At 49.5% G+C, this 19,282-nt stretch carries 36 protein-coding genes; 2 read left to right on the plus strand and 34 right to left on the minus strand.

Translation table 11 applies throughout. The annotated features are described in order from the left end of the window. Window positions 1–6 precede the first annotated feature (6 nt). Window positions 7–1,383 carry a Trk system potassium transporter TrkA gene (gene trkA, locus ACRQ84_RS13405; RefSeq protein WP_064741582.1) on the plus strand — a complete coding sequence of 459 codons (1,377 nt, stop codon included), beginning with the start codon at window positions 7–9 and terminating at the stop codon, window positions 1,381–1,383. Between the two features lie 109 nt (window positions 1,384–1,492). Beyond that, on the plus strand, window positions 1,493–1,906 hold the full coding sequence (gene mscL, locus ACRQ84_RS13410) for a large-conductance mechanosensitive channel protein MscL (RefSeq protein ID WP_483816329.1): 414 nt from the start codon (window positions 1,493–1,495) through the stop codon (window positions 1,904–1,906). Here the strand turns inward: mscL and ACRQ84_RS13415 are convergent. The 34 genes from ACRQ84_RS13415 to tuf form a co-directional block, all read right to left on the minus strand. Beyond that, the gene (locus tag ACRQ84_RS13415) at window positions 1,901–2,140 is read right to left on the minus strand and encodes an alternative ribosome-rescue factor A (RefSeq protein WP_483816330.1); all 240 of its coding nucleotides are present in this window, start codon (window positions 2,138–2,140) and stop codon (window positions 1,901–1,903) included. The two genes, mscL and ACRQ84_RS13415, sit on opposite strands and share 6 nt — an antisense overlap. A gap of 50 nt (window positions 2,141–2,190) precedes the next feature. After that, window positions 2,191–2,628 carry a Zn(2+)-responsive transcriptional regulator gene (zntR, locus tag ACRQ84_RS13420; protein WP_483816331.1) on the minus strand — a complete coding sequence of 146 codons (438 nt, stop codon included), beginning with the start codon at window positions 2,626–2,628 and terminating at the stop codon, window positions 2,191–2,193. A gap of 1 nt (window position 2,629) precedes the next feature. Then, entirely contained in the window at window positions 2,630–3,001 is a 372-nt protein-coding gene (locus ACRQ84_RS13425; protein WP_483816332.1) for a DnaJ family domain-containing protein, read from the minus strand. A 113-nt stretch (window positions 3,002–3,114) separates the two neighbouring features. Continuing rightward, window positions 3,115–3,501, minus strand: a complete 387-nt coding sequence (gene rplQ, locus ACRQ84_RS13430; protein WP_008104728.1) for a 50S ribosomal protein L17 — start codon at window positions 3,499–3,501, stop codon at window positions 3,115–3,117. Window positions 3,502–3,541: 40 nt separating this feature from the next. Next, on the minus strand, window positions 3,542–4,531 hold the full coding sequence (locus ACRQ84_RS13435) for a DNA-directed RNA polymerase subunit alpha (protein ID WP_007891688.1): 990 nt from the start codon (window positions 4,529–4,531) through the stop codon (window positions 3,542–3,544). A gap of 25 nt (window positions 4,532–4,556) precedes the next feature. Further along, window positions 4,557–5,177: a 30S ribosomal protein S4 gene (rpsD, locus tag ACRQ84_RS13440; protein ID WP_007891687.1), complete on the minus strand. Its 621-nt coding sequence runs from the start codon at window positions 5,175–5,177 to the stop codon at window positions 4,557–4,559. A 31-nt stretch (window positions 5,178–5,208) separates the two neighbouring features. After that, window positions 5,209–5,598: a 30S ribosomal protein S11 gene (gene rpsK / locus ACRQ84_RS13445; RefSeq protein WP_004160563.1), complete on the minus strand. Its 390-nt coding sequence runs from the start codon at window positions 5,596–5,598 to the stop codon at window positions 5,209–5,211. Between the two features lie 16 nt (window positions 5,599–5,614). After that, on the minus strand, window positions 5,615–5,971 hold the full coding sequence (gene rpsM, locus ACRQ84_RS13450) for a 30S ribosomal protein S13 (RefSeq protein ID WP_034830736.1): 357 nt from the start codon (window positions 5,969–5,971) through the stop codon (window positions 5,615–5,617). Window positions 5,972–6,117: 146 nt separating this feature from the next. Beyond that, window positions 6,118–6,234, minus strand: a complete 117-nt coding sequence (gene rpmJ / locus ACRQ84_RS13455) for a 50S ribosomal protein L36 (protein WP_004160566.1) — start codon at window positions 6,232–6,234, stop codon at window positions 6,118–6,120. A 32-nt stretch (window positions 6,235–6,266) separates the two neighbouring features. Beyond that, window positions 6,267–7,598 carry a preprotein translocase subunit SecY gene (gene secY, locus ACRQ84_RS13460; RefSeq protein WP_007891686.1) on the minus strand — a complete coding sequence of 444 codons (1,332 nt, stop codon included), beginning with the start codon at window positions 7,596–7,598 and terminating at the stop codon, window positions 6,267–6,269. A gap of 7 nt (window positions 7,599–7,605) precedes the next feature. Then, entirely contained in the window at window positions 7,606–8,040 is a 435-nt protein-coding gene (gene rplO / locus ACRQ84_RS13465) for a 50S ribosomal protein L15 (RefSeq protein WP_007891684.1), read from the minus strand. Window positions 8,041–8,043: 3 nt separating this feature from the next. Then, window positions 8,044–8,223 (minus strand): 50S ribosomal protein L30, encoded by a 180-nt coding sequence (gene rpmD, locus ACRQ84_RS13470; RefSeq protein WP_007891681.1) that lies wholly within the window; start codon window positions 8,221–8,223, stop codon window positions 8,044–8,046. Window positions 8,224–8,228: 5 nt separating this feature from the next. Next, window positions 8,229–8,729, minus strand: coding sequence for a 30S ribosomal protein S5 (gene rpsE / locus ACRQ84_RS13475; RefSeq protein ID WP_007891679.1), 501 nt, complete (start codon window positions 8,727–8,729; stop codon window positions 8,229–8,231). 14 nt (window positions 8,730–8,743) lie between these two features. After that, window positions 8,744–9,097 carry a 50S ribosomal protein L18 gene (rplR, locus tag ACRQ84_RS13480; RefSeq protein ID WP_007891678.1) on the minus strand — a complete coding sequence of 118 codons (354 nt, stop codon included), beginning with the start codon at window positions 9,095–9,097 and terminating at the stop codon, window positions 8,744–8,746. Between the two features lie 9 nt (window positions 9,098–9,106). Beyond that, a complete protein-coding gene (gene rplF / locus ACRQ84_RS13485; RefSeq protein WP_064741586.1) occupies window positions 9,107–9,640 on the minus strand; it encodes a 50S ribosomal protein L6 in 534 nt (177 codons plus the stop codon). A 12-nt stretch (window positions 9,641–9,652) separates the two neighbouring features. After that, window positions 9,653–10,045, minus strand: a complete 393-nt coding sequence (rpsH, locus tag ACRQ84_RS13490; RefSeq protein WP_064741587.1) for a 30S ribosomal protein S8 — start codon at window positions 10,043–10,045, stop codon at window positions 9,653–9,655. Between the two features lie 32 nt (window positions 10,046–10,077). Further along, window positions 10,078–10,383 (minus strand): 30S ribosomal protein S14, encoded by a 306-nt coding sequence (gene rpsN / locus ACRQ84_RS13495; protein WP_039380805.1) that lies wholly within the window; start codon window positions 10,381–10,383, stop codon window positions 10,078–10,080. A gap of 14 nt (window positions 10,384–10,397) precedes the next feature. Further along, window positions 10,398–10,937 (minus strand): 50S ribosomal protein L5, encoded by a 540-nt coding sequence (gene rplE, locus ACRQ84_RS13500; protein WP_007891665.1) that lies wholly within the window; start codon window positions 10,935–10,937, stop codon window positions 10,398–10,400. Between the two features lie 14 nt (window positions 10,938–10,951). Continuing rightward, window positions 10,952–11,266 carry a 50S ribosomal protein L24 gene (gene rplX / locus ACRQ84_RS13505; protein WP_007891664.1) on the minus strand — a complete coding sequence of 105 codons (315 nt, stop codon included), beginning with the start codon at window positions 11,264–11,266 and terminating at the stop codon, window positions 10,952–10,954. Between the two features lie 10 nt (window positions 11,267–11,276). Beyond that, the gene (gene rplN, locus ACRQ84_RS13510; protein WP_006120590.1) at window positions 11,277–11,648 is read right to left on the minus strand and encodes a 50S ribosomal protein L14; all 372 of its coding nucleotides are present in this window, start codon (window positions 11,646–11,648) and stop codon (window positions 11,277–11,279) included. A 169-nt stretch (window positions 11,649–11,817) separates the two neighbouring features. Further along, a complete protein-coding gene (gene rpsQ, locus ACRQ84_RS13515) occupies window positions 11,818–12,072 on the minus strand; it encodes a 30S ribosomal protein S17 (RefSeq protein WP_007891663.1) in 255 nt (84 codons plus the stop codon). Next, entirely contained in the window at window positions 12,072–12,260 is a 189-nt protein-coding gene (gene rpmC / locus ACRQ84_RS13520; protein ID WP_007891662.1) for a 50S ribosomal protein L29, read from the minus strand. Before rpmC ends, rpsQ begins: the two co-directional genes overlap by 1 nt. After that, entirely contained in the window at window positions 12,260–12,670 is a 411-nt protein-coding gene (rplP, locus tag ACRQ84_RS13525; protein WP_002438716.1) for a 50S ribosomal protein L16, read from the minus strand. Before rplP ends, rpmC begins: the two co-directional genes overlap by 1 nt. A gap of 12 nt (window positions 12,671–12,682) precedes the next feature. After that, window positions 12,683–13,381, minus strand: coding sequence for a 30S ribosomal protein S3 (rpsC, locus tag ACRQ84_RS13530; RefSeq protein WP_034830744.1), 699 nt, complete (start codon window positions 13,379–13,381; stop codon window positions 12,683–12,685). 17 nt (window positions 13,382–13,398) lie between these two features. Beyond that, a complete protein-coding gene (gene rplV / locus ACRQ84_RS13535) occupies window positions 13,399–13,731 on the minus strand; it encodes a 50S ribosomal protein L22 (RefSeq protein ID WP_007891659.1) in 333 nt (110 codons plus the stop codon). Between the two features lie 13 nt (window positions 13,732–13,744). After that, the gene (rpsS, locus tag ACRQ84_RS13540) at window positions 13,745–14,023 is read right to left on the minus strand and encodes a 30S ribosomal protein S19 (protein ID WP_001138115.1); all 279 of its coding nucleotides are present in this window, start codon (window positions 14,021–14,023) and stop codon (window positions 13,745–13,747) included. Between the two features lie 16 nt (window positions 14,024–14,039). Next, complete coding sequence (rplB, locus tag ACRQ84_RS13545) at window positions 14,040–14,861, minus strand: 50S ribosomal protein L2 (protein ID WP_007891654.1); 822 nt, start codon at window positions 14,859–14,861, stop codon at window positions 14,040–14,042. A 17-nt stretch (window positions 14,862–14,878) separates the two neighbouring features. Continuing rightward, on the minus strand, window positions 14,879–15,181 hold the full coding sequence (rplW, locus tag ACRQ84_RS13550; RefSeq protein WP_007891652.1) for a 50S ribosomal protein L23: 303 nt from the start codon (window positions 15,179–15,181) through the stop codon (window positions 14,879–14,881). Beyond that, window positions 15,178–15,783: a 50S ribosomal protein L4 gene (gene rplD / locus ACRQ84_RS13555; protein ID WP_064741589.1), complete on the minus strand. Its 606-nt coding sequence runs from the start codon at window positions 15,781–15,783 to the stop codon at window positions 15,178–15,180. Before rplD ends, rplW begins: the two co-directional genes overlap by 4 nt. Before the next feature lie 10 nt (window positions 15,784–15,793). Beyond that, window positions 15,794–16,420, minus strand: a complete 627-nt coding sequence (rplC, locus tag ACRQ84_RS13560; RefSeq protein ID WP_008104741.1) for a 50S ribosomal protein L3 — start codon at window positions 16,418–16,420, stop codon at window positions 15,794–15,796. 32 nt (window positions 16,421–16,452) lie between these two features. Further along, complete coding sequence (rpsJ, locus tag ACRQ84_RS13565) at window positions 16,453–16,764, minus strand: 30S ribosomal protein S10 (RefSeq protein WP_006120582.1); 312 nt, start codon at window positions 16,762–16,764, stop codon at window positions 16,453–16,455. Between the two features lie 321 nt (window positions 16,765–17,085). Beyond that, window positions 17,086–17,568 carry a bacterioferritin gene (gene bfr / locus ACRQ84_RS13570; RefSeq protein WP_064741590.1) on the minus strand — a complete coding sequence of 161 codons (483 nt, stop codon included), beginning with the start codon at window positions 17,566–17,568 and terminating at the stop codon, window positions 17,086–17,088. Window positions 17,569–17,671: 103 nt separating this feature from the next. Further along, the gene (gene bfd, locus ACRQ84_RS13575; RefSeq protein ID WP_064741591.1) at window positions 17,672–17,866 is read right to left on the minus strand and encodes a bacterioferritin-associated ferredoxin; all 195 of its coding nucleotides are present in this window, start codon (window positions 17,864–17,866) and stop codon (window positions 17,672–17,674) included. A gap of 177 nt (window positions 17,867–18,043) precedes the next feature. Further along, window positions 18,044–19,228 (minus strand): elongation factor Tu, encoded by a 1,185-nt coding sequence (gene tuf / locus ACRQ84_RS13580; protein ID WP_180822597.1) that lies wholly within the window; start codon window positions 19,226–19,228, stop codon window positions 18,044–18,046. Window positions 19,229–19,282 lie beyond the last annotated feature (54 nt).

The raw sequence follows: 19,282 nt of genomic DNA on the forward strand, positions 1-19,282 counted from the left end.
TAAGCCATGAAAATCATTATCCTCGGCGCCGGTCAGGTCGGCGGAACCCTGGCAGAAAATCTGGTTGGGGAAAACAACGATATTACGGTCGTCGACAGCGATGCAACGCGTTTGCGCGTATTACAGGACAAGTTTGATCTGCGCGTAGTGCATGGTCACGGTTCGCATCCGCGGATTTTGCGAGAAGCCGGAGCTGAAGATGCCGATATGTTGGTGGCGGTGACAAACTCAGATGAAACCAACATGGTGGCTTGTCAGATTGCGTATTCACTTTTCAATACGCCAAATCGCATCGCACGTATTCGCGCCGCTGAATACTTACGCGATGCTGATAAGCTATTTGTGCCTGAGGCCGTGCCGATTGATCATCTGATCTCTCCTGAGCAGTTGGTGATCGACAATATCTATCGTCTGATTCAATATCCTGGTGCACTTCAGGTGGTGAATTTTGCCGAGGGTAAAGTGAGCCTGGCAGTGGTCAAAGCCTATTATGGCGGCCCTTTGGTCGGTAATCCTCTGTCGATCATGCGCGAACATATGCCACACATTGATACTCGTGTAGCCGCAATTTTTCGTCAGGATCGACCCATTCGGCCACAGGGTTCTACGATTGTGGAAGCCGGCGACGAAGTATTCTTTATTGCCGCTAGTCAGCATATTCGTGCGGTAATGAGCGAAATGCAGCGTCTGGAAAAACCTTATAAGCGCATCATGTTGGTTGGCGGCGGAAATATCGGCTTTGGCTTGGCGCAGCGTCTGGAAAAACAATACAGCGTGAAGTTGATTGAACGTAATCAACAGCGTGCGGCGGAATTAGCTGAGCGTTTGCACGACACTATTGTATTTTACGGTGATGCTTCGGATCAGGAATTGCTGGCCGAAGAGCATGTTGATCAGGTGGATCTCTTCATTGCAGTGACTAACGATGATGAGGCCAATATCATGTCGGCAATGTTGGCTAAGAAGATGGGCGCCAAAAAAGTGATGGTGCTGATCCAGCGCCGCGCCTACGTTGATCTTGTACAAGGCAGCGTGATCGACATTGCGATCTCGCCACAACAAGCCACGATCTCGGCCCTGCTTAGCCACGTTCGTAAAGCAGATATTGTTGGTGTTTCCTCGCTGCGTCGTGGCATTGCAGAAGCTATTGAAGCCATCGCGCACGGCGATGAAACGACCTCACGCGTGGTCGGACGTTTAATTGAAGATATTAAGTTGCCGCCGGGAACCATTATCGGTGCTGTTGTGCGCGGTGATGAGGTGATCATCGCTAATGATAGCGTGCGGGTGGAACAAGGCGACCATGTGATTATGTTCTTGACGGATAAGAAGTTTGTGCCCGATGTAGAGCGTCTATTCCAACCAAGTCCATTCTTCCTGTAAAAGCTGCGGGCACTAGTTCGCGTGATAATTTTGCTTAATCCATTGTTCTAATGGCAATTGCACAAAGGTTTGTTAGACTTTAGCCATTGGCCAAGGCAAGGAGATAACAATGAGTTTATTCAAAGAGTTTCGTGATTTTGCAATGCGTGGGAACGTAGTTGATCTGGCAGTCGGTGTCATCATCGGTGCCGCTTTTGGTAAGATTGTTTCTTCACTGGTCGCAAATATCATCATGCCACCACTCGGCTTGTTGATCGGCGGTGTCGATTTTAAACAGTTCAAATGGATATTAAAGCCGGCAGAAGGTGATATTCCTGCTGTAGTGATGGAGTACGGTAACTTTATTCAGACCGTTTTCGATTTCGTTATTGTTGCCTTTGCGATCTTCCTGGCAATTAAAGTAATGAATAAGTTATATCAGAAAAAAGAAGTTGAAAAAGCAGCACCAAAACCAACAAATGAAGAGTTACTGCTCACTGAAATCCGTGACCTGTTAAAACAACAAAAACACGATAAATTATGATGAAAAGCCGCCCATTAAGGCGGCTTTTTTGTCTTTAAAGAAGAAGGCCAGTGATAAACTTCTCTGCTTATCACTGGCCTCCCAGTTACGTCCTTTTGCATGTTTGTCTTTACGCTGATAGCTGCCTTTCCCTTTCTGATTCTTCTCAACGCGCTGTCGAAAAAGTGGATCGTGTAATAGTGCTTCGAGCGCATTGTCGTTGATTTTACCTTTTTGGTGCTGATAACGAGTCATCTGATCCTCCGGTTAGTAACGGCGCAACTATATTCCTTCTAGCGCAAAATTCAATCTCTGCTGCAACAAAGTTCGGCATGAGGTTCTTCACCTTTTTCCAGCGCTTCAAGAATTGAACAGCTAGCGCTGCTATGTACGTCTCCGCAGCAGGTTTCGGCTAAACGGTGCAATGAACGCTGAATGGTCTGCAGTTCGGCGATCATACCGTTCACTTCATCCAACCGCTTCGCCACGATAGCTTTTGATTCCTGACAAGTATGATGTTCCGGATCGACGCGTATTGACAATAAACCACGAATCGACGCTAAGCTGAAGCCGAGGTGGCGACCATAGCGAATAAAACGAAGCCGTTGTAAATCATCTTCGCTGTAAAGGCGAAAGCCGCCCTCGGTGCGTACTTCATGATTCATCATCTGCTGTTTTTCATAAAAGCGGATGGTGTCTGGCGTGACATCTGCCATTTTTGCTAGTTGGCCAATTCGGTACATGCTATTTATCCCGCTGCAGATGATGATGGATCACCTTACTATAATCACCGTGTAAGAAGTCGGTACTTATTCCTGCCTGTTGAAGTTTTATTTCTAATAGCGCTAAACGTTTTGTTAACTCACGTGACTTTACATCGTCAGGATCCAGTTTATGAAGCAGATCATTTAGCGCTAATGCTTCCCGACGCATTTCAAGTTCGGGCGGTAAGTATCCGGAGTTTTTTAACAACCGATATGCAGTACGTAACTCTGCTGGCACTCCGGTGTCATTATCTAATTGTAACGGTGCACCTTCGCCGGGCAGATTACTTAGTTCGCCTTTTTCCTGAGCTTCGCGAATATGCTGCTCAACAAGTTGATCGATTAGCCACATAAGAGAGTTCCTGACGCGTGTCTTAGCCATCAGCATAGCGAAAGGGGAGAAAATGGGAAGGAATTGCGGGCAATAAAAAACCCGCCGAAGCGGGTTTTTTACGATACTGCAAATTACTCTGCAGTAGCTTCTGCTTGAGCTTCTGGACGATCAACCAGCTCGATGTAAGCCATCGGAGCGTTGTCACCAGCACGGAAGCCACACTTCAAAATGCGAGTGTAACCACCTGCACGGCTCGCGAAACGCGGGCCCAGCTCGTTAAACAGTTTTGCCACGATCTCGTTATCACGAGTGCGGGCGAATGCCAGACGACGATTAGCTACGCTGTCGGTCTTGGCAAGAGTAATCAGCGGCTCAACTACGCGGCGCAGCTCTTTGGCTTTCGGCAGAGTCGTCTTAATGATCTCATGACGAACCAGAGAACCAGCCATGTTGCGGAACATAGCCTGACGATGGCTGCTGTTGCGGTTCAGTTGACGACCACTCTTACGATGGCGCATGACCTTATCCTTCTCAGTGAAACCTTAACCTGTGATCCGGTTATTCATCAGCAATGCTTGCTGGTGGCCAGTTTTCCAGGCGCATGCCCAGAGACAAACCACGTGAAGCAAGCACATCTTTAATCTCGGTAAGAGATTTTTTACCCAGGTTAGGCGTTTTAAGCAGCTCAACCTCGGTACGCTGTACCAGATCACCGATGTAGTGGATAGCTTCTGCCTTAAGGCAGTTAGCAGAGCGGACAGTCAATTCCAGATCGTCAACAGGGCGCAGCAGGATCGGATCGAATTCTGGTTTCTCTTCTTTCACTTCCGGCTGACGTACATCACGTAAGTCAACGAAAGCTTCCAGTTGTTCTGCCAGGATGGTAGCCGCACGACGAATCGCCTCTTCAGGATCGATTGTGCCGTTAGTTTCCATTTCGATGACCAGCTTGTCCAGGTCGGTACGCTGTTCTACACGCGCTGCTTCAACATTGTAGGCGATACGGTCTACAGGGCTGTAGCAAGCGTCAACCAACAGACGGCCGATTGGGCGCTCATCTTCTTCCGAATGAATTCGGGCAGAAGCCGGCACATAACCACGACCACGCTGAACTTTGATGCGCATACTAATAGATGCGTTTTCATCGGTCAGGTGGCAGATCACATGCTGCGGCTTGACGATTTCAACATCACCGTCGTGGGTGATGTCGGCTGCAGTCACAGGGCCAATGCCAGATTTATTCAGAGTAAGGATGACTTCATCTTTACCTTGAACTCTTACCGCCAACCCTTTCAGGTTAAGCAGGATTTCCAGGATATCTTCCTGTACGCCCTCTTTGGTGGAGTACTCATGAAGCACACCATCAATCTCAACCTCGGTCACCGCGCAACCCGGCATGGAAGAAAGCAGAATACGGCGCAGTGCGTTACCAAGAGTATGGCCAAAGCCACGCTCTAACGGCTCAAGGGTCACCTTGGCGTGCGTCGAACTCACTTGCTCGATATCTACCAGGCGCGGTTTTAGAAACTCTGTCACAGAACCCTGCATTGTGTCCTCTCTTTGGTACTAAGCTTTACTTAGAGTAAAGCTCGACGATCAGGTGTTCGTTAATGTCCGCAGACAGATCAGTACGTTCAGGAATACGCTTGAACACACCTTCCATCTTAGTAGCATCAACTTCCAGCCAGGTTGGCTTTTCACGCTGCTCAGCCAGCTCCAGAGCGGCCTTCACGCGAGATTGCTGTTTGGCTTTCTCACGGATGCTTACGACATCATTCGGAGATACCTGATAAGAAGCGATGTTAACAACGCGACCGTTCACCAGGATAGATTTGTGGCTAACCAGCTGACGTGCTTCTGCACGAGTGGCGCCAAAGCCCATACGGTAAACAACGTTATCCAGACGACCTTCCAGCAGGGCCAGCAGGTTTTCACCTGTGTTGCCTTTCAGACGTGCTGCTTCTTTATAATAGTTACGGAACTGACGCTCCAGCACGCCGTACATACGACGAACTTTCTGCTTTTCACGCAACTGGCCGCCGTAGTCAGACAGACGCGGTTTACGCGCACCATGCTGACCAGGTGGTTGTTCAATTTTGCACTTGGTATCGATCGCGCGAACGCCAGACTTAAGGAATAAGTCGGTACCCTCACGACGGCTCAGCTTGAGCTTAGGACCCAAATATCTTGCCATTTTCTTTCTCCAACTAACCTAAAAACGGGCGTTAAACGCGACGTTTTTTCGGCGGACGACAACCGTTGTGAGGGATTGGAGTCACATCAGTAATATTAGTGATGCGGAAACCAGCAGCGTTCAGAGCACGAATTGTTGATTCGCGACCTGGACCCGGACCCTTAACCATAACTTCCAGATTCTTAATACCGTAATCTTTCACTGCTTCTGCACAGCGCTCTGCAGCTACCTGAGCAGCAAACGGAGTAGATTTACGTGAACCGCGGAAACCGGAACCACCGGCGGTTGCCCAACCCAGTGCGTTACCCTGACGATCCGTAATGGTAACGATGGTGTTGTTAAAAGATGCATGGACATGAGCCACGCCATCTGAGACTTGTTTTCTTACACGCTTACGTGCACGAACTGGTGCCTTTGCCATTATTTACTCACCCCGATTATTTCTTGATCGGTTTACGCGGACCCTTACGGGTACGTGCATTGGTCTTAGTACGCTGACCGCGAACTGGCAGACCACGACGATGGCGTAAACCACGATAGCAACCAAGGTCCATAAGACGCTTGATGCTCAGGGTGATTTCACGGCGCAGATCACCTTCAACAACGAATTTACCAACTGCTTCACGCAGCTGTTCAATTTGTTCTTCAGACAGCTCTCTGATCTTAACATTTTCAGCAATACCCGTTGAAGCGCAGATGGCTTTAGAACGAGTTTTACCGATACCGAAGATCGAAGTTAATGCGATAACGGTATGTTTTTGATCAGGAATGTTAATGCCTGCTATACGGGCCACTATGCACTCCTATAATTAAACAAATGCGTCCCATGCTGAAAAGCCCGTTTTCAGGATACTCAAATGGTAACGCATCGACATACAAAAGATTGGCTGGCTAATCTAGCCAGCTCAACCCGACTTTGCAAGAAAAATATGTGACAATATCAGCCTTGGCGCTGTTTATGCTTTGGCTCGGCGCTGCAGATCACACGTACGACACCGTCGCGGCGAATGATTTTGCAGTTACGACATAATTTCTTGACGGAAGCACGAACTTTCATTTTTACTCTCCGTAACTTCTCAAGCACCCGAATTAACGGCCATAGCCCTTCAGGTTAGCTTTCTTCAATGCAGACTCGTACTGACTCGACATCATCAGAGTTTGCACTTGAGCCATAAAGTCCATGATGACGACCACTACAATGAGCAGCGATGTACCGCCAAAGTAGAATGGAACTTTCATAGCATCACGCATGAACTCCGGGATCAGGCAGATAAAAGTAATATACAGTGCGCCGATTAAGGTCAAACGTGTCATTACTTTATCGATGTACTTCGCCGTTTGCTCTCCCGGACGAATTCCCGGTACGAATGCACCAGACTTCTTCAGGTTATCTGCTGTTTCACGTGGGTTGAATACCAACGCCGTGTAGAAGAAACAGAAGAAGATGATTGCAGTCGCATAGAGTAGCACATAAAGCGGCTGTCCTGGTTGCAAATACAGCGAAATTGTTGTCAGCCAGTTCCAACCGGTACCGCCCCCGAACCATGATGCTATGGTCGCTGGGAACAGAATAATGCTGGAAGCAAAAATAGCTGGGATTACGCCCGCCATGTTCACTTTCAACGGTAAATGTGTGCTCTGTGCAGCATATACACGACGACCTTGCTGACGTTTAGCGTAGTTGACCACAATGCGGCGCTGGCCACGCTCGACGAAAATAACAAAGAACGTCACTGCAAATACTAGAACTGCAACCAACAGCAACAGAAGGAAGTGCAGGTCACCTTGCCGCGCTTGCTCGATGGTATGGCCAATGGCCGGCGGGAGGCCCGCAACAATACCTGCGAAGATAATGATCGAGATACCGTTGCCGATACCTCGTTCAGTAATCTGTTCGCCCAGCCACATCAGGAACATTGTCCCGGTAACCAGACTTACAACAGCGGTAAAGTAGAATGCAAAGCCTGGATTCATTACCAGTCCCTGCATTCCAGGCATATTCGGTAAACCGGTAGCAATACCGATCGACTGGAATACAGCCAGAACCAGTGTGCCGTAGCGAGTGTACTGGCTAATCTTACGACGACCAGCTTCACCCTCTTTCTTAATCTCAGCTAACGCTGGATGAACCACCGTCAGCAGCTGGATAATAATAGAGGCCGAAATATACGGCATAATACCCAGTGCGAAGATTGAGGCACGACTGAGAGCACCACCAGAGAACATGTTGAACATTTCAATGATGGTGCCACGCTGTTGCTCAAGCAGTTTGGCAAGTACAGTGGCATCGATACCGGGGATTGGAATAAAAGAGCCAATTCGGAAGACAATGAGTGCACCGATTACAAACAACAGTCTGCGCTTCAGTTCACCAAAGCCACCTTTGGCACTTTGAAAATCTAATCCCGGTTGCTTTGCCATCTGCTACTTATTCCTCGATTTTACCGCCAGCAGCTTCGATTGCAGCACGAGCACCTTTGGTGACACGCAGACCGCGAACCGTTACCGGTGCAGAAACTTCACCAGAAAGAATCACTTTCGCGAATTCAATCTGAACACCGATAATATTGGCCGCTTTCAGCGTATTCAGGTCAACAATACCGCCTTCAACTTTCGCCAGATCAGACAGACGAACTTCTGTGGTGATCATTGCTTTGCGAGAGGTGAAACCGAATTTCGGCAGACGACGGTACAGAGGCATCTGACCACCCTCGAAACCGCGACGTACGCCACCGCCAGAACGAGAGTTCTGACCTTTGTGACCACGACCACCAGTTTTACCGAGGCCAGAACCGATACCACGACCCAGACGCTTAGAAGCGTGTTTAGACCCTTCGGCCGGAGACAGAGTGTTTAAACGCATCTCTTACTCCTCCACTTTCAGCATGTAGGAAATCGCGTTAATCATACCGCGTACAGCAGGCGTGTCTTCACGCTCAACGGTGTGATTGATGCGACGCAGACCCAAGCCAACCAGAGTCGCTTTGTGCTTAGGCAGGCGGCCGATTGAACTGCGGGTTTGTGTAATTTTAATAGTCTTAGCCATCGTGATTACCCCAGAATTTCTTCAACGGATTTACCACGCTTGGCAGCGACCATTTCCGGAGAATTCATATTGCCCAGGCCATCGATAGTTGCACGAACCACGTTAATCGGGTTTGTAGAACCATACGCTTTAGCCAAAACGTTATGTACTCCAGCGACTTCTAAAACGGCGCGCATTGCACCACCGGCGATAATACCGGTACCTTCAGAAGCCGGCTGCATGAACACACGAGAACCTGTGTGAGCACCTTTAACAGGGTGCTGCAGAGTTCCGTGAGTCAGCGCGACGTTAATCATATTGCGACGGGCTTTCTCCATCGCTTTCTGGATCGCTGCTGGAACTTCACGCGCTTTACCGTAACCAAAACCAACGCGGCCGTTACCATCACCCACTACAGTCAGTGCGGTGAAGGAGAAAATACGACCACCTTTTACAGTTTTAGATACACGGTTTACCGCGATCAGTTTTTCCTGCAGTTCGCCAGCTTGTTTCTCGATGTTTGACATCTTAGACCTCTACCTTAGAACTGAAGGCCAGCTTCACGGGCAGCATCTGCCAGTGCCTGGACACGACCATGATATTGGAACCCGGAACGGTCGAAAGAGACATTTTTGATGCCTTTCTCAACAGCGCGCTCAGCCAGAGCTTTACCTACAGCTGCAGCGGCGTCTTTGTTACCGGTATACTTCAGTTGTTCGGCAATAGCTTTTTCTACAGTAGAAGCAGCAACCAGAACTTCGGAACCGTTCGGGGCGATCACCTGTGCGTAAATATGACGCGGGGTACGATGTACCACCAGGCGAGTAGCACCCAGCTCTTTGAGCTTGCGACGTGCACGGGTCGCACGACGGATACGAGCAGATTTCTTATCCATAGTGTTACCTTACTTCTTCTTAGCCTCTTTGGTACGCACGACTTCGTCGGCGTAACGAACACCCTTGCCTTTGTAAGGCTCAGGACGACGGTAGGCGCGCAGATCAGCTGCAACCTGACCAATCAGCTGTTTATCAGCGCCTTTCAGCACGATCTCAGTCTGAGTTGGACATTCAGCAGTGATGCCGGCCGGCAGTGCATGGTCAACAGGGTGAGAGAAGCCAAGGGCCAAGCTCACAGAGTTGCCTTTAACAGCTGCACGATAACCAACACCAACCAGTTGCAGCTTCTTGGTGAAGCCTTCGGTAACACCGATAACCATGCCGTTCAGCAATGCACGAGCAGTACCTGCTTGTGCCCAACCATCCGCATAACCTTCGCGTGGAGCGAAAGTCAGGGCGTTGTCTGCTTGCTTAACTTCTACAGCACTGTTGATAGTACGAGTCAGCTCGCCGTTTTTGCCTTTAATCGAAACTTCCTGACCGTTGAGTTTTACCTCTACGCCCGCAGGAACAACGACAGGTGCTTTTGCAACACGAGACATTTTATCCTCCGATTACGCTACGTAGCAGATAATTTCGCCACCAAGACCAGCTTGGCGCGCTGCACGATCAGTCATGACACCTTTAGAAGTAGAAATTACAGCAATGCCCAGCCCAGCCATAACTTTTGGCAGCTCATCTTTTTTCTTATAGATGCGCAGACCTGGACGGCTAACACGCTGAATGCTTTCTACAACAGACTTACCCTGGAAATACTTAAGTGTTACTTCCAGTTCAGACTTGATGTCGCCTTCGATTTTAAAATCTTCAATATAGCCTTCTTCCTTCAGCACGTTGGCAATTGCCACTTTCAGCTTGGAGGAAGGCATAGAGACCGCAACTTTGTTCGCGGCCTGACCGTTACGGATACGGGTCAGCATATCCGCGATCGGATCTTGCATGCTCATCTGTGTTACTCCCGTGATTCAAATGGTGACAATTACCAGCTAGCCTTTTTAAGGCCCGGGATCTCACCGCGCATTGCGGCTTCACGGACCTTGATACGGCTCAACCCAAACTTCCGCAGGAAACCGTGCGGACGACCTGTCTGACGGCAGCGGTTACGCTGACGTGAAGGGCTGGAATCACGCGGCAGACTCTGCAGCTTGAGAACGGCATTCCAACGGTCTTCGTCGGAAGCGTTCACATCAGAAATGATCGCTTTCAGTTCAACACGTTTAGCGAAGAACTTGTCTGCTAATTTCACACGCTTAACTTCGCGTGCTTTCATAGATTGCTTAGCCATTAAGTAACCCTGCCTTACTTGCGGAACGGGAATTCAAAGGCAGCCAGCAGAGCACGGCCTTCATCATCAGATTTCGCAGTAGTGGTAATGGTAATATCCAAACCACGAACGCGATCGACTTTGTCATAATCGATCTCTGGGAAGATGATCTGCTCACGAACGCCCATGCTGTAGTTACCACGACCGTCGAAAGACTTCGCAGATAAACCACGGAAGTCACGGATACGCGGTACAGCAATAGTGATCAGACGCTCAAAGAACTCCCACATGCGCTCGCCGCGCAGAGTTACTTTACAGCCGATCGGATAGCCCTGACGGATTTTGAAGCCTGCAACTGATTTGCGTGCTTTGGTGATCAGCGGTTTTTGACCGGAGATTGCTGCCAGATCAGCTGCTGCATTATCCAGCAGTTTCTTGTCAGCGATCGCTTCACCAACACCCATGTTCAGGGTGATCTTCTCGACCCGAGGGACTTGCATGACAGAATTGTAGCCGAACTCTGTCATGAGTTTCTGGACTACTTCGTCTTTGTAGTAATCATGCAGTTTCGCCATCGTACTACTCCAAATTACTTGATAGTTTCGCTATTAGACTTGAAGAAACGGACTTTTTTGCCGTCTTCGAATCTAAAGCCTACACGGTCAGCCTTGCCGGTTGCCGCATTGAAGAGTGCAACGTTGGAAGCCTGAATTGCAGCCTCTTTCTCAACGATGCCACCTGGTTGGTTCAGGGCCGGGACCGGCTTCTGATGTTTCTTAACCAGGTTAATACCTTCAACGATGACCTTACCAGAAGTCAGGACATTCTTTACTTTACCGCGTTTACCTTTGTCTTTGCCGGTAAGCACGATAACTTCGTCGTTACGACGGATTTTCGCTGCCATTGCTCGCTCCTTAGAGTACTTCTGGTGCCAGAGAGATAATTTTCATGAACTTTTCAGTACGAAGTTCACGAGTTACCGGCCCAAAAATACGCGTACCGATAGGTTGCTCGCTGTTATTATTTAAAATAACGCATGCATTACCATCGAAGCGAATGACAGAACCGTCCGGGCGACGAACACCCTTCCTGGTGCGCACCACTACCGCTTTCAGGACATCACCTTTTTTCACCTTGCCACGAGGAATTGCTTCCTTGATGGTCACTTTGATGATATCGCCGACGCCTGCGTAGCGACGGTGCGAGCCACCCAGAACCTTGATACACATTACGCGACGTGCACCGGAGTTGTCGGCGACGTTCAGCATAGTCTGTTCTTGGATCATTTTAGTGCTCCGCTAATGTCAACTACTACTTCGGGACCCAAACCTCAGGTCGTTAAAAAGCCCCATAATTGAGGGCGCGGCATTATAACACCGGTTCTCGCACATGGGTAGAAAAAATGAACGGCTCAGACGAGCCGTTCATTTTATTTTTTAGAGGAAGCGGATTCTATTACAGAACCGCTTTCTCTACAACGCGAACTAACGTCCAAGACTTAGTCTTAGACAGCGGACGAGTTTCGCGGATTTCAACCACGTCACCAATACCGCATTCGTTGTTCTCGTCATGGATGTGCAGCTTAGTCGTACGCTTGATGAATTTACCGTAGATCGGGTGTTTCACGACACGTTCGATAGCAACAACTGCAGATTTCTGCATTTTGTCACTAATAACACGACCCTGCAGAGTACGGATTTTATCGGTCATTACGCCGCCTTCTCAGTCAGTAAAGTCTTAACACGTGCAACATTACGGCGCACTTCTTTCAGCAGATGGGTTTGCTGAAGTTGGCCGGATGCCGCTTGCATGCGCAGGTTAAACTGCTCACGCAGCAGGTTAAGTAGCTCAGTGTTCAGCTCTTCAACGCTTTTTTCACGCAGCTCATTTGCTTTCATTACATCACCGTCTTAGTAACAAAGGTGGTTTTGATAGGCAGTTTTGCTGCTGCCAGCTTGAAGGCTTCACGGGCCAGCTCTTCCGGAACGCCGTCCATTTCATACAGGACTTTACCCGGTTGAATGAGGGCAACCCAATACTCCACGTTACCCTTACCTTTACCCATACGCACTTCCAGCGGCTTCTCGGTAATTGGTTTGTCCGGGAATACACGGATCCAAATTTTACCTTGACGCTTAACTGCACGGGTCATAGCACGACGTGCTGCTTCGATCTGACGAGCAGTCAGACGACCACGGCCAACAGCTTTCAGACCGAAAGTACCGAAGCTGACATCCGTACCTTGCGCCAGACCACGGTTGCGGCCTTTGTGCACTTTACGGAATTTCGTACGCTTTGGTTGTAACATCAGCGACTCTCCTTACTTACGGCCTTTACGCTGCTGCTTTTTAGGTTGAGCAGCCGGTTCCGGTTGTTCAACAGCAGCCATACCACCCAGGATCTCGCCTTTGAAGATCCATACCTTAACGCCGATTACACCATAAGTGGTGTGCGCTTCAGAGGTGTTGTAGTCAATGTCTGCACGCAGTGTGTGCAACGGTACGCGACCTTCACGGTACCATTCGGTACGTGCGATCTCGGCACCGCCCAAACGGCCGCTGACTTCGACTTTAATACCCTTCGCGCCCAGACGCATTGCGTTCTGTACAGCACGCTTCATAGCACGACGGAACATCACACGACGCTCCAGCTGTGAAGTGATGCTATCAGCAACCAATTTAGCGTCCAGTTCCGGCTTACGGACTTCGGCGATGTTGATCTGTGCAGGAACGCCAGCGATTTTCGCGACGACCGTACGCAGTTTTTCTACGTCTTCACCTTTCTTACCGATAACGATACCCGGGCGAGCAGTGTGAATAGTCACACGGATGCTCTTAGCCGGACGCTCGATAACGATACGAGATACAGACGCTTTAGCCAGTTCCTTAGTCAGGAACTGACGGACTTTAAAATCGCTGTCCAGGTTGTCAGCGAATTCTTTGGTGTTCGCAAACCAGGTAGAGTTCCATGGTTTTACAATACCCAGGCGAATACCATTAGGATGTACTTTCTGACCCATTGCTAGTCTCCAGAGTCTCAGCGATCGGACACAACCACAGTAATGTGGCTGGTGCGCTTCAGGATGCGATCTGCACGACCTTTCGCACGCGGCATAATGCGCTTCATGCTTGGGCCTTCGTCTACGAAGATTTTCGCGACTTTCAGATCGTCGATATCAGCGCCATCGTTGTGTTCGGCGTTCGCAATGGCAGATTCCAGGACTTTCTTAACCAACACAGCAGCTTTCTTGTTGGTGTAGGTCAGAATATCCAGAGCCTGCGACACTTTCTTACCGCGAATCAGGTCTGCCACCAGGCGAACCTTCTGAGCAGAAGAACGAGCATGGCGATGTTGAGCAATAGTTTCCATCTCTTCCTCCTACTTATTTCTTCTTGGCTTTCTTATCTGCAGCATGGCCGCGATAAGTACGTGTCGGTGCAAATTCACCCAGTTTGTGGCCGACCATTTCGTCGGAAACAAAGACAGGAACGTGCTGACGACCATTATGGACAGCGATGGTCAAACCGATCATGTTAGGGAAGATCGTTGAACGACGGGACCAAGTGCGCAGGGGCTTCTTGTCACCGCTTTCCACCGCTTTCTCTACCTTCTTCAGCAAGTGCAGGTCAATAAAAGGACCTTTCTTGAGAGAACGTGGCATGGCTTATCCTCTAAAATTATTTGCTACGGCGACGTACGATAAATTTATCAGTACGCTTGTTGCTACGGGTCTTCTTACCTTTGGTCTGAACGCCCCACGGAGTTACCGGGTGCTTACCAAAGTTACGACCTTCACCACCACCGTGCGGGTGATCGACTGGGTTCATCGCAGTACCGCGAACGGTAGGACGAACACCACGCCAACGGGTTGCACCAGCTTTACCCAGCACGCGCAGCATGTGCTCAGAGTTGCCGACTTCGCCGAGAGTTGCACGACATTCGGATTCAACTTTGCGCATTTCGCCTGAACGCAGACGCAGGGTAACGTAGGAACCTTCACGCGCAACGATCTGCACGTAAGTACCAGCTGAGCGAGCAATCTGACCGCCTTTGCCTGGTTTCATTTCTACGTTATGAACGGTAGAACCCACCGGGATGTTACGCATCGGCAGGGTGTTACCTGCTTTAATCGCAGCATCAACGCCAGATTGAATCTGATCGCCGGCTTTCAGGCCTTTAGGGGCCAGGATGTAACGGCGCTCGCCATCTTTGTACAGAACCAGTGCGATGTTCGCAGAACGGTTCGGATCGTACTCAAGACGCTCAACAACTGCTGGGATACCATCTTTGTTGCGTTTGAAGTCAACAATACGGTAAGCCTGCTTGTGACCACCACCGATATGACGGGTAGTGATACGACCATTGTTGTTACGACCACCGGATTTGCTGTTTTTTTCTACCAGCGGGGCAAATGGTTTGCCCTTGTGCAGCTCTGGGTTCACCACTTTAACTACGTGACGACGACCCGGAGATGTCGGTTTACATTTAACAACTGCCATTGTCTTTCTCCTCCGACTTACTCAGCGCCGCCGACGAAGTCCAGATTCTGGCCTTCCTTCAGGGTGACGTAAGCTTTTTTCCAGTCGCTACGACGACCGATACGCTGTCCGTGACGCTTAACTTTCCCTTTAACTACCAGGGTGTTTACGTCTTTAACTTCCACTTCGAACAGTTTCTCAACAGCAGCAACGATCTCTGCTTTGGTCGCGTCTTTAGCAACTTTGAGAACGATGGTATTGGTTTTTTCCATCGCAGTAGATGCTTTTTCTGATACGTGCGGTGCACGCACTACTTTCAGCAGACGTTCTTCACGGATCATGCCAGCATCTCCTCAACTTGCTTAACTGCTTCCGCAGTCATAACGACTTTGTCGAAGGCGATCAGGCTAACTGGGTCGATGCCCGCTGCATCACGCACGTCAACCTTGTACAGGTTACGCGCAGCCAGGAACAGATTCTCATCCAGTTCACCGGTGATGATCAGCACATCTTGCAGCGCCATGTCTTTCAGTTTCTGTACCAGCAGCTTAGTTTTAGGTGCTTCTACAGAGAACGTCTCGACAACGATCAGACGGTCCTGACGTACCAGCTCGGACAGGATGCTTTTCAGCGCGCCGCGGTACATCTTTTTGTTAACTTTTTGACTGTGGTCCTGCGGACGTGCAGCGAAGGTCACGCCACCTGAACGCCAGATTGGGCTCTTTACAGAACCTGCACGCGCACGGCCGGTACCTTTCTGGCGCCAAGGCTTTTTGCCTGAACCAGTAACTTCAGCACGAGTCTTCTGCGCACGAGTACCCTGACGAGCACCAGCGGCATAAGCAACAACAACCTGGTGAACCAGCGCTTCGTTGAAATCACGACCGAAGGTAGTTTCGGAAACAGTCAGCGCGCTCTGCGCGTCTTTCAGTACTAATTCCATTGCTATCCCCTTACGCCTTCACAGCTGGTTTAACAATCAGATCGCACCCAGTTGCACCCGGGACGCCACCTTTGACCAGCAGCAGGTTGCGCTCAGCGTCAACACGTACTACTTCCAGGCTCTGAACGGTTACGCGCTCATTACCCAGCTGACCAGCCATTTTCTTGCCTTTGAACACTTTGCCCGGAGTCTGGTTCTGACCGATAGAACCCGGAACGCGGTGTGACAAGGAGTTACCGTGTGTAGCGTCCTGGGTACGGAAGTTCCAGCGCTTAACGGTACCTGCGAAACCTTTACCTTTAGAGGTACCGGTAACGTCTACTTTTTTAACGTCAGCGAAAATTTCAACACTGATGCTCTGGCCAACAGAGAAATCTTCACCTTCGGTGCGGAATTCCCACAGACCACGGCCAGCGTCAACGCCAGCTTTAGCAAAATGACCTGCTTCAGGCTTGCTCACACGGCTTGCTTTTTTAGCACCGGTGGTAACCTGGATAGCTTGGTAACCATCGTTGTCCAGGCCTTTAACCTGAGTAACGCGGTTTGCTTCAACTTCGATAACGGTTACTGGGATTGAAACGCCATCTTCAGTGAAGATGCGGGTCATACCCACTTTTTTACCGACTAAACCAATCATTGTATCAACCTCTCAATCGCTCGATGACCTGATTAACCCAGGCTGATCTGCACGTCAACACCGGCAGCCAGGTCCAGACGCATCAGAGCATCAACGGTTTTTTCAGTTGGCTCAACGATGTCTACCAGACGCTTGTGAGTGCGGATTTCGTACTGATCACGCGCGTCTTTGTTAACGTGCGGAGAGATCAGAACGGTAAAACGCTCTTTGCGGGTTGGCAGCGGGATCGGACCACGTACCTGCGCACCAGTGCGCTTGGCAGTCTCAACGATTTCCGCGGTTGATTGATCGATCAGGCGATGATCAAACGCTTTAAGACGGATACGGATTCTTTGGTTCGACATGAGACCAAGGCTCCAAACATTTTATAAACGAAAAGAATTACTACCCACATCCATTACGATTGATGGAGGAGTGTAATCGTTCAGCATATAACTCCCCAATTGGGAGTATTGTTAGGCGATACATGAACTGCTATCCCCTGCGATTCTGCTCGAATCGCGCCGCACCAATATCGGCAGGCCCGCGCATTATACTTAGATCTGTTTAGGAAGCAACCCGTGTTGTGTTTTTAACCACATCAATCTGGCTTCTGACCAAAAAAAAACCGCGACATTCGTTTTTGATTGTCGCGGGCTTGAGTGGAATTACTTATTGGCATCAGGCTAGTGTTCGTTTTGTTCTTTTAATTGAGACTGAAGATAATTTTGCAGGCCGAGCTTTCTTACCAGTTCGAGTTCGGTTTCCAACCAATCTATGTGACCCTCCTCTTCCGTAAGAATCTCAATCATCATGTCTCTGCTGACATAGTCATGAACCTTGTCAGCATAGGCTATCGCTTCCCGCAAATCCTTTGCGCCTTCCAGTTCTAATGACAGGTCAGACTGCAGCATTTCCGGCACGTCTTCGCCGATGCGCAGTCGGCCGAGATCTTGCAGATTTGGAATCCCTTCAAGAAAAAGAATCCGTTCAATGTACTTATCGGCATGCTTCATTTCATCGATTGACTCGTGATACTCAACATCGTTGAGTCGCATCAAGCCCCAATTTTTAAACATACGCGCATGAAGAAAGTACTGATTGATTGCAACCAGCTCATTTCCCAGCAATTTATTGAGATAACTTATGATTTTACCGTCGCCCTTCATTTTGTATCCTCCGCTTCCAACTACATAAATCGTAGATGCGGTTAGAAGGAAGTCAAAAAAACGCGACAGTTATTGTGGTTATTGCGGAAGTAAGATTACGCAGTCACGCTATCTCTTTATACAACGGAACATTTTGCAGTTCATCTTCCATGATCTCCCGGGCAAAGCGCACGCACTTGCCACACTGTTTGCCAATCGGAACCAACTGACGCAAGTGCTGCATGGATTTAGGTTGATAGCGGCGAATCACTTCGCGAAGAGTTTTATCACTCACGGCATTACACAAGCAGACGTACATTTACTGCGAACTCCCGTACAATTTATGATCAAATTGTAAATGAGAATGGTTTTTATTTCAAACGCAGCTTTTATGTGGGATTAATCGAAACGGCGGAATTCAGACATAAAAAAAGAGCACCGAAGTGCTCTTTTCCTGCTGCGGTGGCTACCTGAGCAGCCACCGACATTAACGCAATTAAGCGATAATTGTAGCAACAACACCCGCACCAACAGTACGGCCGCCTTCACGGATAGCGAAGCGCAAGCCTTCATCCATCGCGATTGGGTGGATCAGCTCAACGGTCATCTGAACGTTGTCGCCTGGCATTACCATCTCAACGCCTTCTGGCAGCTCAACGTTGCCGGTCACGTCAGTGGTACGGAAGTAGAACTGTGGACGATAGCCTTTGAAGAACGGAGTATGACGGCCGCCTTCATCTTTAGACAGAACGTACACTTCTGAAGTGAACTTGGTATGCGGCTTGATTGAAGCCGGCTTAGCCAGAACCTGGCCACGCTGGATATCTTCACGCTTAATACCACGCAGCAGAACGCCGCAGTTCTCGCCTGCCTGACCCTGGTCCAGCAGTTTGCGGAACATTTCAACGCCGGTACAGGTAGACTTAACAGTCGCCTTGATACCAACGATTTCAACTTCGTCGCCCACTTTAACGATACCGCGCTCAACACGACCGGTAACAACAGTACCACGGCCTGAGATTGAGAATACGTCTTCGATTGGCAGCAGGAACGGCAGGTCGATTGCACGTACTGGCTCTGGGATGTAGGTATCCAGATGCTCAGCCAGTTCAATGATCTTAGCTTCCCACTCTGCTTCGCCTTCCAGCGCTTTCAGAGCAGAACCACGAACGATTGGCGTGTCGTCGCCTGGGAAGTCATATGCTGACAGCAGGTCACGTACTTCCATCTCAACCAGTTCCAGCAGCTCTTCATCATCAACCATGTCGCACTTGTTCAGGAACACGATGATGTAAGGAACGCCAACCTGACGACCCAGCAGGATGTGCTCACGGGTCTGAGGCATAGGGCCATCAGTCGCAGCAACAACCAGGATCGCGCCGTCCATCTGCGCAGCACCGGTGATCATGTTTTTCACATAGTCGGCGTGGCCTGGGCAGTCAACGTGCGCATAGTGGCGAGTCGGGGTTTCATATTCAACGTGAGAAGTGTTGATGGTGATACCACGTGCTTTCTCTTCTGGCGCCTTATCGATCTCGTCGAATTTGCTTGCCTTACCGCCGTAGGTTTTAGCCAGAACGGTAGTGATTGCTGCAGTCAGGGTGGTTTTACCGTGGTCGACGTGACCGATGGTGCCCACGTTTACGTGCAGTTTGTTACGCTGAAATTGCTCTTTCGCCATGGCGATAATTCCTTACGTTGTGCCTTCATGAGTCATGAAGGCATCAGTTCACAA

Source organism: Pantoea sp. E2023-21 (assembly GCF_051302795.1).
Taxonomy (GTDB): domain Bacteria; phylum Pseudomonadota; class Gammaproteobacteria; order Enterobacterales; family Enterobacteriaceae; genus Pantoea; species Pantoea ludwigii_A.

Coding starts and splice junctions, on each gene's coding strand:
- rplQ (WP_008104728.1), bottom strand. CDS start 3,501: ATGCGCCATCGTAAGAGTGGTCGTCAACTGAACCGCAACAGCAGCCAT.
- rplR (WP_007891678.1), bottom strand. CDS start 9,097: ATGGATAAGAAATCTGCTCGTATCCGTCGTGCGACCCGTGCACGTCGC.
- rplO (WP_007891684.1), bottom strand. CDS start 8,040: ATGCGTTTAAACACTCTGTCTCCGGCCGAAGGGTCTAAACACGCTTCT.
- trkA (WP_064741582.1), top strand. CDS start 7: ATGAAAATCATTATCCTCGGCGCCGGTCAGGTCGGCGGAACCCTGGCA.
- rplD (WP_064741589.1), bottom strand. CDS start 15,783: ATGGAATTAGTACTGAAAGACGCGCAGAGCGCGCTGACTGTTTCCGAA.
- rpsJ (WP_006120582.1), bottom strand. CDS start 16,764: ATGTCGAACCAAAGAATCCGTATCCGTCTTAAAGCGTTTGATCATCGC.
- rplN (WP_006120590.1), bottom strand. CDS start 11,648: ATGATCCAAGAACAGACTATGCTGAACGTCGCCGACAACTCCGGTGCA.
- rplC (WP_008104741.1), bottom strand. CDS start 16,420: ATGATTGGTTTAGTCGGTAAAAAAGTGGGTATGACCCGCATCTTCACT.
- secY (WP_007891686.1), bottom strand. CDS start 7,598: ATGGCAAAGCAACCGGGATTAGATTTTCAAAGTGCCAAAGGTGGCTTT.
- rplV (WP_007891659.1), bottom strand. CDS start 13,731: ATGGAAACTATTGCTCAACATCGCCATGCTCGTTCTTCTGCTCAGAAG.
- ACRQ84_RS13425 (WP_483816332.1), bottom strand. CDS start 3,001: ATGTGGCTAATCGATCAACTTGTTGAGCAGCATATTCGCGAAGCTCAG.
- rplB (WP_007891654.1), bottom strand. CDS start 14,861: ATGGCAGTTGTTAAATGTAAACCGACATCTCCGGGTCGTCGTCACGTA.
- rpmD (WP_007891681.1), bottom strand. CDS start 8,223: ATGGCTAAGACTATTAAAATTACACAAACCCGCAGTTCAATCGGCCGC.
- ACRQ84_RS13415 (WP_483816330.1), bottom strand. CDS start 2,140: ATGACTCGTTATCAGCACCAAAAAGGTAAAATCAACGACAATGCGCTC.
- rplP (WP_002438716.1), bottom strand. CDS start 12,670: ATGTTACAACCAAAGCGTACGAAATTCCGTAAAGTGCACAAAGGCCGC.
- bfd (WP_064741591.1), bottom strand. CDS start 17,866: ATGTACGTCTGCTTGTGTAATGCCGTGAGTGATAAAACTCTTCGCGAA.
- rpsD (WP_007891687.1), bottom strand. CDS start 5,177: ATGGCAAGATATTTGGGTCCTAAGCTCAAGCTGAGCCGTCGTGAGGGT.
- rpsE (WP_007891679.1), bottom strand. CDS start 8,729: ATGTCAAACATCGAGAAACAAGCTGGCGAACTGCAGGAAAAACTGATC.
- rpsN (WP_039380805.1), bottom strand. CDS start 10,383: ATGGCTAAGCAATCTATGAAAGCACGCGAAGTTAAGCGTGTGAAATTA.
- rpmC (WP_007891662.1), bottom strand. CDS start 12,260: ATGAAAGCAAATGAGCTGCGTGAAAAAAGCGTTGAAGAGCTGAACACT.
- rplW (WP_007891652.1), bottom strand. CDS start 15,181: ATGATCCGTGAAGAACGTCTGCTGAAAGTAGTGCGTGCACCGCACGTA.
- bfr (WP_064741590.1), bottom strand. CDS start 17,568: ATGAAGGGCGACGGTAAAATCATAAGTTATCTCAATAAATTGCTGGGA.
- rpsC (WP_034830744.1), bottom strand. CDS start 13,381: ATGGGTCAGAAAGTACATCCTAATGGTATTCGCCTGGGTATTGTAAAA.
- tuf (WP_180822597.1), bottom strand. CDS start 19,228: ATGGCGAAAGAGCAATTTCAGCGTAACAAACTGCACGTAAACGTGGGC.
- rpsH (WP_064741587.1), bottom strand. CDS start 10,045: ATGAGCATGCAAGATCCGATCGCGGATATGCTGACCCGTATCCGTAAC.
- ACRQ84_RS13435 (WP_007891688.1), bottom strand. CDS start 4,531: ATGCAGGGTTCTGTGACAGAGTTTCTAAAACCGCGCCTGGTAGATATC.
- rplF (WP_064741586.1), bottom strand. CDS start 9,640: ATGTCTCGTGTTGCAAAAGCACCTGTCGTTGTTCCTGCGGGCGTAGAG.
- rpsS (WP_001138115.1), bottom strand. CDS start 14,023: ATGCCACGTTCTCTCAAGAAAGGTCCTTTTATTGACCTGCACTTGCTG.
- rplX (WP_007891664.1), bottom strand. CDS start 11,266: ATGGCAGCGAAAATCCGTCGTAACGACGAAGTTATCGTGCTTACCGGC.
- rpsQ (WP_007891663.1), bottom strand. CDS start 12,072: ATGACCGATAAAATCCGTACTCTGCAGGGTCGTGTTATTAGTGACAAA.
- rpmJ (WP_004160566.1), bottom strand. CDS start 6,234: ATGAAAGTTCGTGCTTCCGTCAAGAAATTATGTCGTAACTGCAAAATC.
- rpsK (WP_004160563.1), bottom strand. CDS start 5,598: ATGGCAAAGGCACCAGTTCGTGCACGTAAGCGTGTAAGAAAACAAGTC.
- mscL (WP_483816329.1), top strand. CDS start 1,493: ATGAGTTTATTCAAAGAGTTTCGTGATTTTGCAATGCGTGGGAACGTA.
- zntR (WP_483816331.1), bottom strand. CDS start 2,628: ATGTACCGAATTGGCCAACTAGCAAAAATGGCAGATGTCACGCCAGAC.
- rplE (WP_007891665.1), bottom strand. CDS start 10,937: ATGGCGAAACTGCATGATTACTACAAAGACGAAGTAGTCCAGAAACTC.